This is a genomic window from Bacillus sp. SW14 (assembly GCF_047608225.1).
Classification (GTDB): Bacteria; Bacillota; Bacilli; order Bacillales; family Bacillaceae; genus Bacillus; species Bacillus subtilis_G.
The window spans coordinates 373,455-387,262 of the sequence record NZ_JBLKRW010000001.1; the positions used below are offsets into that span (position 1 = coordinate 373,455).

A 13,808-nucleotide genomic window follows, 5' to 3' on the forward strand; every position below is an offset into this window, starting at 1 on the left:
AAAGTTTCATTTTTTCCCTAAACTCCTCAAATAAATATATCGGCATTTTGCTATTGAAAATGAATCTTTATACCCGCTAGGGCAAGAATGAATTGTCTGAGGCTGATTCATTATAAAAGGTAAAGGTAGAAGGAGTAAAAATGATCTTTTTAACTTTTAAAAAGCGTAATGCACTTAAAAAAAATTTTCTGTATTTGTTCGTTCAGGTGAAAGCAGAAAACTGATGAAATCGGGGCGGAAAGCGTATAATAAGAAAGAAAACGCCTTCTTGCGGTATCTTGTGAAATGGGGGAGAAGTCATTATGATAGATAAGGAAGCAAAAGGAGTTTTTATCAAAGCTGCCGGCTGAAAAAAAGTAAGCCTTTTAATAGAAAGGAAGAGGAAGATGAACCAAACAAATAAGGGTGAGGGTCAGACAGCGCCGGAAAAAGAAAGCATGGGGCAGATCCTTTGGCAGTTAACCCGTCCTCATACGTTAACCGCATCGTTTGTGCCTGTGCTGCTCGGAACGGTTTTGGCGATGTTTTATGTGAAGGTTGATCTGCTGCTGTTTCTGGCTATGCTGTTTTCTTGCTTATGGATCCAGATTGCGACGAACTTATTTAATGAATACTACGATTTTAAACGCGGGTTAGATACAGCAGAATCTGTCGGAATCGGAGGTGCGATTGTACGCCACGGAATGAAGCCGATCACGATTTTGCAATTAGCCCTTGTATCATATGGGATTGCCATTTTACTCGGCGTCTATATTTGCGCGAGCAGCAGCTGGTGGCTGGCTCTGATCGGCCTTGTCGGCATGGCGATCGGCTACCTGTATACAGGAGGGCCGCTGCCGATTGCATACACGCCGTTCGGTGAGTTATTCTCAGGCATTTGTATGGGTTCGGTGTTTGTGCTGATTTCGTTTTTCATTCAGACAGATAAAATCAATTTGCAAAGCATTTTGATTTCGATCCCGATTGCGATACTTGTCGGTGCGATTAACCTGTCGAACAACATTCGCGACATTGAAGAGGACAAAAAAGGCGGACGCAAAACATTAGCGATTTTGATGGGGCATAAGGGAGCTGTCACGGTCTTAGCTGCGTCGTTTGCTGTCGCTTATATCTGGGTTGTCGGCTTGGTCATCACCGGTGCCGCAAGCCCGTGGCTGTTTGTCGTCTTTTTGAGTGTGCCTAAGCCGGTTCAGGCAGTGAAGGGCTTCGTCCAAAAAGAATTGCCGATGAATATGATTGTCGCAATGAAATCAACAGCCCAAACGAATACATTTTTCGGATTCCTGCTCTCAATCGGATTATTGATCAGTTACTTCCGGTAAAAAGAAAGACCGCTTGTTTTTCGTGCGGTCTTTTTTTGTTACATTCGACCGCATTTTGTAAAAAAATTCATAGAACCATACTGGAAGCAGGGCCGTCTAGTACATGGACAGCGGATAAAGATCCGTTAAAGGAGATGACGAAAATGGATTTATCTGTAACGCATATGGACGATTTAAAAACGGTAATGGAAGATTGGAAAAATGAATTATTAGTTTATAAATTTGCGCTTGATGCACTGGATACAAAGTTCTCAATTATCAGCCAGGAATATAACCTCATTCACGGACACAACCCGATTGAACATACGAAATCCCGTGTCAAAAGCTTTGAAAGCATCGTGAATAAGTTAATGAGAAAGGGCTGCGAGATTACGACGAAGGAAATGAAGGAGCACATTCACGACATTGCCGGTGTTCGCATCATTTGCTCCTTTATTTCGGATATTTATAATGTCGTGAATGTCTTAAAGCAGCATGATGACCTGCGAATCATAAAGGTGAAGGATTATATCCAGACGCCAAAACCGAACGGCTACCGAAGCCTGCATTTAATCATTGAGATGCCTGTGAATTTAACGAACCGTGTGGAATACGTCAAAGCGGAAATTCAAATTCGGACGATCGCGATGGATTTTTGGGCGAGTCTTGAGCATAAAATTTACTATAAATTGAACAATGACGTTCCTAAGCCATTAACAGATGAGCTGAAGGAAGCCGCGGAGATCGCCCATTATTTAGATGAGAAAATGCTGGGGATTAAGAAAGAAGTGGATTAGAAAAGACGGCAGCAAAGTGCCGTCTTCTTTATTTGATATCTTCATAAATGTCGGAGGCTTTGGCCTTCATTTGTTTTTTAATGGCTTTTTGTTTCTTTTCTTTTTTCACAGCCTGATAGACAGCGGCTGTCACAAGATCGCCGGCTTGCTGAAGGCGTTCTTTGCTGATATGTTCAATCGAGTCTTCAGGGGTGTGGTACCACGGCTCAACTTCTTCGGTTTCAGGGTCTCCCCAAATAAAGTTGGCGGAATCAATGCCAGCTTCGTGGAACGGTACATGATCAGATGATCCTCCCTGTGTGAGAGACAAGCTGTCAAATCCAATTTTTTCAGCCGCCGTATGGCTGGATTCCCAAACATCGTTAGATTGGCCGTCCAATGTGTTGACATACAGCTCAGACGCTTTTTCCCAGCTTGTGCCTACCATGTCTAAGTTGAAGTTTACTTTGCTTCGTTTCAACTCTTTTTCCGATAGATGATCTACATAGTGGGAGGAGCCGAGCAGGCCAAGCTCTTCAGCGCCAAAAGCGATAAAGCGGATTTCTTTGTCGGAAGGAAGGCTTTTTAAGACGCGCGCCATTTCCAGCATGACAGAGGTTCCTGAGCCATTGTCGTTTGCTCCGGGCGAAAAAGGAACACTGTCGTAATGGGCCGTCACGTATACAATGTCTGGATGTTTGATGTTTTTCGGTTTTTTGATACCGATGATGTTCTGGGAGGTCTGGTTTGTGATTGCTTTTAGGTTTAAGGTTGCTTCTTTTTGCTGGGTAAGGGTTTCGCCGTCTTCTTTTTTAATTCCGACGACGGGAATGCCGACTTCATTGCCTGACAGGTTTGGCGTCACAGGCACGAGGCTTTCTTTGTTGTTATAAATGATGACAGCCTTGGCTCCGGCGGTTTGGGCATTTTTCGCTTTCTCGTAAAATGTAAGGTCTCCTCTGGAAATCAAGGCGATTTTGCCCTTGGCGTCAGCGGTGAAGTCCTTTGGATAGCCCAAGCCGGCATTGTAAAGCGGAGCCGTCAGCCCTTTTTCATCAGTAGGGGCTGAGCCTGATGCCGCTAGGAGAAGAATATCGTGTCCTTCTGAAGAAAGCGTTCCCTCCAGCCGGTCAGGAATACCGAATCGTTGAACCTTCACATCAAACTTTAATTTTCTCAAGGATGAAGCGATCAAAAGGGCACTCTTTTTTTCAGCGGCAGTTCCGGCTAATCTGGGGCCAATTGTTTCACTAAGCTGAGAAATGGTTGAGTACGCACGCTTTGCGTGAAATGGAAGCTCCCGCTCGTTATCTGATATTTGAACAGCGCGGGCGGCAGGGGTGACGCTCTGTGCCGACATGAGAATCGTACCGGCAGTTAAAACGGCCATCGTCATGACAGTTAAAAGTTTTTTCATCAAAAAGAAACCTCCCCTAATGTATGGATGGGGAATATTTCGGGATACTAAGGGAATTTCCTGCAAAAAGGAGAGCGTTTTTGAAAAGACAGTGCTTAATACCTGTAAAAAAACGCTTATGAATGAAGGGTCATAAGCGTTTTGGGATATCAATCTATTGGAGTTTTAAAAACTTGCGTTTGCCGACTTGGATGATCATATTCTCCTTTATCTCCGCATTGGCGTGAATATCTGTTATTTTCTCTCCGTCAATTCGGACACCGCCGTTTTGAAGCATGCGGCGTGCCTCGCTCTTCGAAGAGAGGAGCTCTAATGTGACTAGCAGATCGACAATCGATAATGTTTTCTCGCCTTCCCATTGGACAGCCGGAATATCATCAGGCAGGCTGTTTTCCTGAAAGACTGTTTTAAACGAGTGTTCGGCAGCTTCAGCCGCTTCGGCTCCGTGATACATTCGGACGATTGTTTTGGCTAAAAGCATTTTGGCATCCCGCGGATGAACAGCGCCGGTTTCTAGGTCTTTCACGAGCTGTTTTTTCTCCTCAAGCTCTAAGTCCGTTGCCAATTGGATGTACTTTTTCATCAGGCTGTCGGGCAGTGACATCGTTTTTCCGTACATGTCATTTGGATGTTCATCAATGCCGATGTAGTTATTTTTTGACTTCGACATTTTTTCAACCCCGTCTAAGCCTTCCAAGAGCGGCATAAGGATGACGACTTGTTTTTCTTTGTTGTATCGTTCTTGGAAATGCCGCCCCATCAGCACATTGAAATGCTGGTCTGTCCCGCCTAATTCAATATCGCTTTCGAGAACGACGGAATCGTATCCCTGCATCAACGGGTAAAAGAATTCATGAAGCGAGATCGGTTTTTGCATGGCAATTCGTTCTTCAAAATCGTCGCGTTCCATCAGGCGGGCTACCGTTATTTTGCCTGCCAATTCAATGACATCTTCCAGATTCAATGTTTTCAGCCATTTCGAGTTGTAGTGAAGCTCGATTTTTTCTGGATCCAGAACTTTCCCGAATTGCTCAAAGTATGTTTTGGCGTTGTGCTGAACTTCTTCATCAGTCAGCTGCTTTCTGGCTGCTGATTTTCCGGTCGGATCACCGATTTTTCCTGTGAAATCCCCTATTAACAGCTGGACAATGTGGCCGTTTTCTTGAAATTGGCGAAGCTTGTTTAACACAACTGTATGGCCCAAATGTACATCCGGTGCAGACGGATCTAATCCGAGCTTAATTTTAAGCGGTGTGCCTGTGGAAACGGATTTGACTAGCTTGGCCTTTAATTCCTCCGGCGGTATGACCTCATGGGCGCCTGTCATGTATAACTGAAGCTGTCTTTCGACTTCTTTTTGCTGTGCAGCTGTAAGCTGATCAAATGTTTTCATCGTTCATCCTCCTTTTTTAGAAACACAAAAAAGAGCCCATCCCGATAAGGGACGTGGCTCAATGCACGCGGTACCACCCTGGTTGAAGACATCGTCTTCCGCTCATTCGAATAACGGTTTCCCGTTCTTTGCTACTAAGGTTCACAAAGAAAGCTCGGGGAGGTAATTCACGGTTGCCTGTGCGCCGGCTCGCACCTTCCGCCGGCTCTCTGAAACAGGGAGACAAAACGCTACTGGATTCCCGTCAAAGCTTATGTTGTATGAAGATTGTCAGCTACCTTTCTAAGCAGCTCTGTCAATGTTTTCTGTTCGTTCTTCGTCATACCCGCAATGAGCTCTGTTTCCCCTTTGTGAAACTCCGGGTAGAGCTCTTCGATCGCTTGTTTTCCGGAATCGGTGATGGAGACAAACACGAGCCGTCGATCTCTTGTGTCGATGCTTTTGCTGCAAAAATTCTTTCTTTCGAGCGTTTTGATCACGTTGCTTGCGGTAGCTGTTGAAATGCCTGACAGCTCAGCAATTTTTCTCGTTTCGAGCGCTCCCCATATCCATAGATCATAAAGAATGGAGAAAGCGGTCCAAGAAAGACTATAGGAAGAAAGAACCTCAGTCTCCATTTTGACACGGAGCTTTTGCGCAGACCGATACAAATTCGTCGCAATCGATATGGCTTCCAGGTTGAGTGACTCAACGGGCATTTGTTTAAGCTTAGAAAGTGTGTCATGTTCTTCTTTCCGAAGCTGCTGATGTTGATAGGAACGTTCCATTTTTTAGGCCTGCCTTAAATTATCAGAATCATTAGCTATGAAATGAATTGTAACAGAGACCGATTTGAACTTCAAGCCTATATATCGGTTGAATAAAAAAGGCCCCCACAACACCAAAATAAACAAAAACTCGCAAACGGGGTGCAATCTTGCAAAAATATGTTCAATCCGTCTATAAACATGATCCATTTCACCTTTTTTCAGCAGAGCATGTGGTAACGTTAGCGATCATCGCTCTTTTGGCCATTCTGTTGTTTCTGTTCCGCGAGGCGGTCAAGCGGCCTAAGGTCAGCCGGTTTTTGCGTTATTTGTTTGTGTTTCTGCTGCTTGGCTCGCAAATCGGTTATCAAATATGGATGATCGCCACGGGCAGGTGGTCGGTGCGGACTTCATTGCCTCTCCAGCTTAGTGACCTGTCGGTGTATTTGTCGGCCATTATGCTGGTGACCAAAAGCAGGAAGCTGTTTATATTTTTATACTTTGTCGGCATCGGCAGTTCGATTCAGGCTCTTGCCACTCCTGATCTCGGTATGTTTTCTTTTCCGCATATCCGGTATATCCTCTTTTTTATTTCGCACGGATCTGTGTTTCTCTCCTGCCTGCTGATGACGGTAATTGGGACGTACAGGCTCAGACAGCGTTCTTTGTGGGTGACCGTCCTCATTGTCAATGTGTACGGGGTCTGTATTTATTTGCTTGATCGCTGGCTTGGCGCGAATTATATGTATTTGACGAAAAAACCGGGGGGCTCTTCTCTTTTGGATGTTCTCGGGCCGTGGCCGTGGTATATCGCCTCGGCTGAAGCCATTACGATCGCATGCTTTTACATTCTTTATTGGCTTTATCGCAGGTTTAAAACATGACGCCTTTTTTGTTGTATAGCACATTCTGTCTAAAAAAGTATTGATGAATAGTGTTTAATTTTCTGAAATCGGGAATGTAACTTGTACAACACAAAGGGAGATGAATACCATTGAAGAAAGATGAAATTATGCATATCGTGTCATGCGCTGATGATAATTATGCTCGTCATTTAGGTGGAATGTTCGTTTCTTTATTGACAAATATGGACCAGAACAGAGAAGTAAAGCTATATGTGATTGATGGAGGAATCGAGCCTGATAACAAAAAAAGGCTGGAAGAAACCACATTGAAATTCGGCGTGCCGATTGAATTTTTAGAAGTGGATGCCAACATGTATGAACATGCGGTGGAAAGCAGCCATATTACAAAAGCGGCGTATTACCGCATCTCAATTCCTGACTTAATTAAGGATGAGAGTATCAAACGAATGATTTATATCGATTGTGATGCAATTATTCTGGAAGATATTTCGAAACTGTGGGATTTGGATATTGCGCCATATACGGTCGCTGCAGTTGAGGATGCGGGGCAGCATGAACGCCTGAAAGAAATGAACGTCAGTGATACAGGGAAGTATTTTAATTCAGGTATGATGATTATTGATTTTGATTCTTGGAGAAAGCAAAACATCACTGAAAAAGTCATCAACTTTATCAATGAAAACCCGTCTGAAGACTTTCTTGTGCTTCACGACCAAGATGCGCTGAATGCGATCTTGTATGATCAGTGGTATGAACTTCATCCGCGCTGGAACGCTCAAACCTATATCATATTAAAACAAAAAACGCCTGCGACGCTGTCAGGCCAGAAGCTTTATAGAGAAACGAGAGAGAACCCGGCCATTGTCCACTTCTGCGGCGGAGAAAAGCCTTGGAATTCCAATACGAAACACCCGTATCGCGAACAGTATTTCCATTACATGTCGTATACGAAGTGGAATACAATCAGCAATCCGGCGATCAACCAATAAACTGAATATAAAAACGCTTTTGATGATCTCAAAAGCGTTTTTTTTTGCCTCAGCGTGCGACTGACCGTTGGTAAAATCGCTGAATATGCATGGCGATATAGCATAATTCTTTTTCAGGAAACACAAAGCCGTATTCCTTCTTTACAAATGTACCGATGCTTAGGGCACAGAGGAATGCATCCTTAAACTTCTCTTTAATAATGTCGATCATTTCTGCGTCCAGCTCGTAAATGGATTCCCCCGCTTTTATATGCTGGATCGCAAAGCGAAGATGGGTCACAAGCCGTTCATAAGAAATGGTATCTTCTACAATATTGATCGACAGCTGAATTTCAATAATTTCGATGATATCACGGATCATGGTTGTAATATCTAGCGTCTGTGTCATATCACCGGCATTGTTTCTTGCTGTGTGGATATGCATGGCGATATTGCCGATTTCATCGTCAGGAATGTGAATCCCGAGTTTATCTTTAATCAGCGTTCTGGCCCACAAGCCGATCTGAAATTCCTTCGGATAAAGGACTTTGATCTCATTCAGCAGCGGATTTTTGATCACCATTCCATTGCTCAGGCGTTCGATCGCAAAGGAAAGATGGTCTGAAAAAGCGACGTGAATGCGCTCGTTGATTTTAATGTTCAGCTCTTTTTCGGCATGGGAGATAATTTGCTCAGAAATCTGAATATGGTCTTCCGGCAATGTTTCTAAAATCTCTTCGAACTGCTTATAGTCAGCTGTATCTTTTCTAACAAAGGTTTTTTCTATTTTCGACGGATCGACAATATCATTTTTCTTTTTGTCGAACGCAATTCCCGCACCTAAGAGAATCTTCTCTTCACTTTGATCCTTTACGACAATAGCATTATGATTTAAGATTCTTTTAATTTTCATAGCTTTTTTTGTCCTTTCATCCCCCGTTTTATGAATGAAAACGAATAAATCCAGTTATTCTGTCTCTTCTTTAAACCCGAGAAACAATGTAGCTATAAAAGCAGAGACGGCCGCGATCAAAAAACCGATCATATAATGAACAAAATTGGCGGCGCCGAACGGCAGCACGATTGAAATCATCGGAATGCCTGTCAGCCCGTAGGAATTCGACACGACATGTACCGCAACCACGTATGCTCCGCCAATAGCGCCGCCGATGGCAGCTCCGATAAAGGGACGGATCAGTTTGACATTTACCCCGAACACAATGGGCTCCACAATGCCTAAAAACGCGGTGAGGGCAGCAGGGAGCGCAATTTTTTTCAGGCTTGATTGTTTCGTTTTGAAAAAGACCGCAAGTCCCGCTCCGCCTTGGGCCACATTCGCCATCGACCATATCGGCACTAAAAAATTCACACCGACATGCGGGTCAGCAAGCAGCGTTGCTTCAATCGCATAAAAGCTATGATGCAAGCCAGATAGAACGACAGTGGAGTAGATGCCGCCGAATAGGGCACCTGCGGCAATGCCGGCGTGATCATAAATATAGACAATCGACTGTGTCATGATCTGGCCGATGATGGACGCGGCGGGATTCATGACAATCAGCGCGAGAAACCCAGTCATCAAGATCGTAGTAAAGGGAATGATGACGACATCAAGCGACTTCGGCACTATCGACTTTAATAGCTTCTCGATTCGGCTCATGACATAAACGGAAAAAAGAATCGGTATAATGGAGCCTTGATAGCCCATCATTGGAATATGTAGCCCCCATACATCTAAAGAAGCGGGGGTTTTGCTGCCGAGCATAGACGGGTCCAGAAGATCGGGATGCGTCAGGAGCCCGGCTATCACTGCCCCTAAATAGGGATTGCTGCCAAATTGCCGTGCGGCACTGAAGCCAACCAAAATCGGCAGCAAAATAAAGGCTGTGCTGGACACGAGGTCGAGCATTTTGATCCAAGGGCTGCCGGCTGCAAACCAGTGAAACACCTTAATCATGCCAATCAGCCCCATGAGCAGGCCGCTTGCTGTGATTGCCGGGATAATCGGCACAAAAATATCGGACAGCGTTTTCGCGAATGCTGCGACAGGGGTCAGCTTCCGGCTGGCCTTTTTCTGTTGGCCAGGCTCTTCAGATGGCGCGGTCTCCCACACGTGAACGAGTTCTTTATATATTTTGTTGACGACGCCTGCACCGAAGATAATCTGGAATAACCCATATCGGAAAAAGGTGCCCTGCACACCTTGCAGCTGTTTAATGGCATGTATATCGATTTTCGTCTCGTCTTTTACCTCAAAACGAAGACGGGTCGTACAATGGCTGATGCTGATGATATTGCTCTTTCCTCCTGTGAGGAGGAATAATTCTTTTGCAATCTCTTTTTGCAAGCAATCAAAACCTCCTTTGCTGAAGAAAAGTCGGCTTGTTCATCGTATCAAATGAAAAGTTGACAATCAAAATGAAAAAAGTGAGAAATACCGGCTCAAAATGACAAAACGAGCAGGGACAACAAAAAATGCCCGCGTCGGTGACGGAGCATGAAAATAGGAATAGGGGTTGTCCATGGCGCCGTTATGAGCCCAACACGAAAAGAAGGGTAAAAAATGCCCTGTTTATTAGGCACTAATACTCCCTTTGCATCATTGGGTCTTGCCTGCTGACCAGTCACAATCCCTCCATATGTGGCGATAACTGTAATAACGTACATTTTATGCTGTTCATGGCTGGATAGCAATAGTAGGAAAAGCCTGTGCGGTGTATGGGAAAATGGTTGTGTGTGATGTTCTTACAATGGAAAAAGCCTTTAAAACCTAGAATACAAGTCTTAAAGGCTTTTTGGTTACTTTTTCGGTTTGACGGCATTTAGCCGTTTTTGCAGCTTTGTTTTTTCATTGGATTTTTGTAATTGATTCACTGCAGACTGAGCGGATGTCTTTGCTTTTTTCGTTTTGGCTTTTTCCGCTTTCTTCACTTTTGCTTTGGCAGTTTCAACTTTTTTCACTTCGGCTGCGGCCGCTTTTTTCTTCACTTTGTCTAACCGTTTTTGCAATGACGTTTTATCCTTGCCTGATTGAAGCTGATTGACGGCTGATTGTGCTTTTGCCGCATTGGCATGAGTTGATTTCTTTTCTGCTGCAGATACGGATTGCTTCGCTGTTTTCAAATTGGTGCTTTTTACTTTGGCAAGGCGCTTCTGCAGGGACGTTTTTTCTGAACCTGCCGGCAGCTTGCTGACTGCTGATTGTGCGCTGTTAACATCTGTTTTCTTTTTGCTTTTTTCCGCTTTCGCCACTTTCTCTTTCGCCTGCTTTGATGCGATATAGCGTTTTACTTGGTCTAAACGTTTTTGCAGGTTCTTTTTGTCTGTTCCGTTCGGCAGCTTGTTTATGGCAGTTTGTGCTGTATCAACGGTTTGCTGTGTTTTATATTTTTCAGCTTTTACGACTTTGTCTTTCGCGTCTTTTACATTTCTGAATGACTGTACTTTATCCAGTCTTTTTTGCAGGGCTGTTTTGGCGTCAGAATCCGGCAGCTGGCTGACGAGTTCTCTCGCTTTGTTGATATCTGTTTGTGTTTTTGTTTGTTCCGCTTTTTTCACCGCTTGCTCTGCCGCAGCGTATGCAGAATCTGCTTTCTGCGCTTTATACTGGATCATCCCATAGCCAAATTGCTGATCGCGGCCTGTGGTTCCAAGATCAATGATATTTTTTTTCATTTCTGCGCGAAGCTGCACGTTTGTCTCGGCAGGATGATGCTGCTGTAACAAAGCAAACATGGCAGCGGCGTGCGGCGTCGCTTGGGAAGTTCCGCTTCCTGTCGCATAGTATTGATGTAAGTAAGTGCTCGTGATGTTGGTTCCCGGCGCTGAAAATTCAACTTCATCTCCAGTGGTTGAGAATCCGGCAAGCTGATTCTTTTCGTTTGTCGCTGAAACAGCGACGACACTGCTGTATGCCGCCGGATAGTTCACTGGCTTGCCGTTCCCATCGTTACCGCTGGCGGCGACAAGCAGAATGCCTTGTTCATAAGCTTTGTCCACGGCGTCATGAAGGATTTGGCTGTCTGAGGTCGTGCCAAGGCTCATATTGACGATGTCCATCCCGTGTGTGATCGACCAGTCGATTCCTTGGAGAAGGCTTTGAAGATCCCCCGAACCGTTCTGATCAAGCGCTTTAACCGCGTATATTTGGGCTTCCGGTGCGATGCCGTCAATTCCGTAGCCATTATGCTTGGCTCCGATAATCCCAGCGACATGTGTTCCGTGGCCGTTATCATCTTTGTAAGAAGAGGTGTAACTGGCAGCTGAATACCCGCCGGCAATCGACAGGTCTTCGTGGGGGGAGATCCCGCTGTCAATGACTGCGATTTTGACACCTTTGCCAGTCAGTCCTGCTTTCCAAGCCTGTTTCACTTGAATGGGTTCAAGGTTCCATTGTTCAAAATTTTCAGTGTCCTCATCCTCAGTGTCGTCTGTCAGCACTTTGAAATCTGTGCTGCCTGCTGCGGTGAATGAGACATTGTTTTCGACATACAAAATATCAGGATCCTGTTTTAATTCTTTCACTGTCTCCTGATCTGCTGTGACCGCTACCGCGGGAAGATGCTTATACTGCTGTTCAACCTCTGCATCGCTGTCAAGGACAGTTTCCTTGCCGGCCTTATTTTTATAAACCACAATAACTTCTTTCCCGCTGCTGTTTTGCGCATGCGCGAAAGGGCCTATGGCGAGAAAACTGAAAAACAGAGTGACTGATATGACAAGCTTGCACGACACGTTTTTCATGATTCATCTCCTTCTTTCTATGATGTTTGATATATATATCGGAGAAAAAAGAGAGTTTAATAGTTAGGAGGAAAAATTTCTTCATTGACAGGACTGTAGAGCAGAACGCAGGTTTTTTCCGCAGGAAGAGGAAATTTTCCAAATGAATTTGTAAGTGTTTTCAAAATAAGATAAAGAAAACATTGCGAAGGTTGTTTACAAAGCAATGCAAAAAGGGGGCTTTTCAGATGAGCGCATTCACTCGGGTGATGGAAGAAAAAATCATGCCTGTCGCTGGGAAAATTGCCGGGCAGCGGCATCTCAGCGCTTTGCGTGACGGCATTATCCTGACCATGCCGCTGATTATTATCGGGTCTGTCTTTTTGATTTTAACGAGCCTGCCGATTACCGGTTATGCTGATTTCATGGCGAGTGTGTTTGGAGATCAGTGGGCCGATAAACTCGGTTATCCTGTTAATGCTTCGTTTGATATTATGGCGATGATCGCCGCATTTGGAATCGCCTATCGGCTGGCGGAAAGCTATGGTGTTGATGCGCTGTCGGCCGGCGCGATATCAATTGCCGCATTTCTGTTGGCAACGCCGTTTGAGGTGCCGTTTACGCCGGATGGCTCAACGGAATCCATCATGGTCGGGGGCGGAATTCCGATTACATTGCTTGGCAGCAAGGGTTTATTTGTCGCCATGCTGATCGCTTTGTTTTCGACTGAAATCTATCGGTACATTATTCAAAAAAATATCGTCTTCAAAATGCCAGACGGCGTGCCGCCGGCGGTAAGCAAATCATTTGTCGCGCTGATTCCCGGTTTTATCATTGTGTTTCTCGTGTGGCTGGCGCGTCTTCTGATTGAAATGACGCCTTTTCAGAGCCTGCATAATGTCGTAGGAGACTTGCTTGGCACGCCGCTTTCCATCCTTGGAGGCAGTCTCGGCGGAAGCCTGATCGCTGAATTTGTGCAGATGTTGCTGTGGTCGTGCGGGATTCACGGAGCTTCCATCATTGGCGGAATTATGGCGCCGATTTGGTATGGCGCGATGGATGCCAACCGTCTCGCGTTCCAAGCGGGAGAGGCGATGCCGAGTATTTTTACGGCCCAGTTTTTTCAAATTTGGATTAATGTCGGCGGAAGCGGAGCGACGCTGGCGCTTGTTCTGACGATGCTGGTACGCTCCCGGAGCAAACAAATGAAGCAGCTTGGCCGACTAGGGATTGGACCTGCGCTATTTAATATCAACGAGCCGATCATTTTCGGCATGCCGATTGTCATGAACCCGCTCCTCATCGTTCCATTCATCATCGCGCCGCTCCTCACGATTACCGCAACCTATATCGGCATGAGCACAGGACTGGTGGCAAGGCCGGCGGGAATCGCCGTGCCATGGACGATGCCTCCTCTCATATCAGGCTACCTGGCGACAGGCGGAAAAGTATCCGGAGCCGTTATGCAGCTGGTGAATCTTGTGGTCACCTGTGCGATCTACTATCCGTTTTTCAGAATATGGGACCATCAAAAATGGCGTGAAGAAAGTGGGATTGAATCTGGGGATAAGAATGTTTTGTGATTTTGTAAGCATTTAATTAACGAAAAAAAGCAGCGT

Annotated in this window: 11 protein-coding genes and 1 other annotated feature; of the genes, 5 read left to right on the forward strand and 6 right to left on the reverse strand. The window is 45.2% G+C overall.

The features are described 5' to 3' along the window. Positions 1–386 precede the first annotated feature (386 nt). On the forward strand, positions 387–1,322 hold the full coding sequence (locus ACMX2I_RS01955; protein ID WP_087993222.1) for a 1,4-dihydroxy-2-naphthoate polyprenyltransferase: 936 nt from the start codon (positions 387–389) through the stop codon (positions 1,320–1,322). A gap of 143 nt (positions 1,323–1,465) precedes the next feature. Beyond that, positions 1,466–2,098, forward strand: a complete 633-nt coding sequence (gene ywaC / locus ACMX2I_RS01960; protein WP_333561677.1) for a GTP pyrophosphokinase YwaC — start codon at positions 1,466–1,468, stop codon at positions 2,096–2,098. A gap of 28 nt (positions 2,099–2,126) precedes the next feature. Here ywaC and ACMX2I_RS01965 read toward each other — a convergent pair whose 3' ends face one another. The 3 genes from ACMX2I_RS01965 to ACMX2I_RS01975 form a co-directional block, all read right to left on the reverse strand. Further along, entirely contained in the window at positions 2,127–3,494 is a 1,368-nt protein-coding gene (locus tag ACMX2I_RS01965) for a M28 family metallopeptidase (RefSeq protein ID WP_414956014.1), read from the reverse strand. 154 nt (positions 3,495–3,648) lie between these two features. Continuing rightward, complete coding sequence (gene tyrS / locus ACMX2I_RS01970; RefSeq protein ID WP_414956015.1) at positions 3,649–4,887, reverse strand: tyrosine--tRNA ligase; 1,239 nt, start codon at positions 4,885–4,887, stop codon at positions 3,649–3,651. Between the two features lie 44 nt (positions 4,888–4,931). Beyond that, positions 4,932–5,144, reverse strand: a binding site (T-box leader). Continuing rightward, positions 5,139–5,654, reverse strand: a complete 516-nt coding sequence (locus tag ACMX2I_RS01975) for a MarR family transcriptional regulator (protein WP_414956016.1) — start codon at positions 5,652–5,654, stop codon at positions 5,139–5,141. It overlaps the preceding feature by 6 nt. Before the next feature lie 149 nt (positions 5,655–5,803). Here ACMX2I_RS01975 and ACMX2I_RS01980 point away from each other — a divergent pair, with 149 nt between their 5' ends. Further along, positions 5,804–6,517 carry a TIGR02206 family membrane protein gene (locus ACMX2I_RS01980; RefSeq protein WP_414956017.1) on the forward strand — a complete coding sequence of 238 codons (714 nt, stop codon included), beginning with the start codon at positions 5,804–5,806 and terminating at the stop codon, positions 6,515–6,517. A gap of 110 nt (positions 6,518–6,627) precedes the next feature. Next, entirely contained in the window at positions 6,628–7,488 is an 861-nt protein-coding gene (locus ACMX2I_RS01985) for a glycosyltransferase family 8 protein (protein ID WP_414956018.1), read from the forward strand. A gap of 49 nt (positions 7,489–7,537) precedes the next feature. On the opposite strand, the gene sacY is transcribed toward ACMX2I_RS01985, so the two are convergent. From sacY to ACMX2I_RS02000, 3 genes are all read right to left on the reverse strand, one after another. Next, a complete protein-coding gene (gene sacY, locus ACMX2I_RS01990) occupies positions 7,538–8,380 on the reverse strand; it encodes a transcription antiterminator SacY (RefSeq protein WP_253268661.1) in 843 nt (280 codons plus the stop codon). Between the two features lie 54 nt (positions 8,381–8,434). Beyond that, on the reverse strand, positions 8,435–9,814 hold the full coding sequence (locus tag ACMX2I_RS01995; protein WP_414956019.1) for a sucrose-specific PTS transporter subunit IIBC: 1,380 nt from the start codon (positions 9,812–9,814) through the stop codon (positions 8,435–8,437). 452 nt (positions 9,815–10,266) lie between these two features. Next, a complete protein-coding gene (locus ACMX2I_RS02000; protein ID WP_414956020.1) occupies positions 10,267–12,210 on the reverse strand; it encodes a S8 family serine peptidase in 1,944 nt (647 codons plus the stop codon). A gap of 227 nt (positions 12,211–12,437) precedes the next feature. Here ACMX2I_RS02000 and celB point away from each other — a divergent pair, with 227 nt between their 5' ends. Next, positions 12,438–13,772, forward strand: a complete 1,335-nt coding sequence (celB, locus tag ACMX2I_RS02005; RefSeq protein WP_414956021.1) for a PTS cellobiose transporter subunit IIC — start codon at positions 12,438–12,440, stop codon at positions 13,770–13,772. The last annotated feature ends 36 nt before the right edge of the window (positions 13,773–13,808 follow it).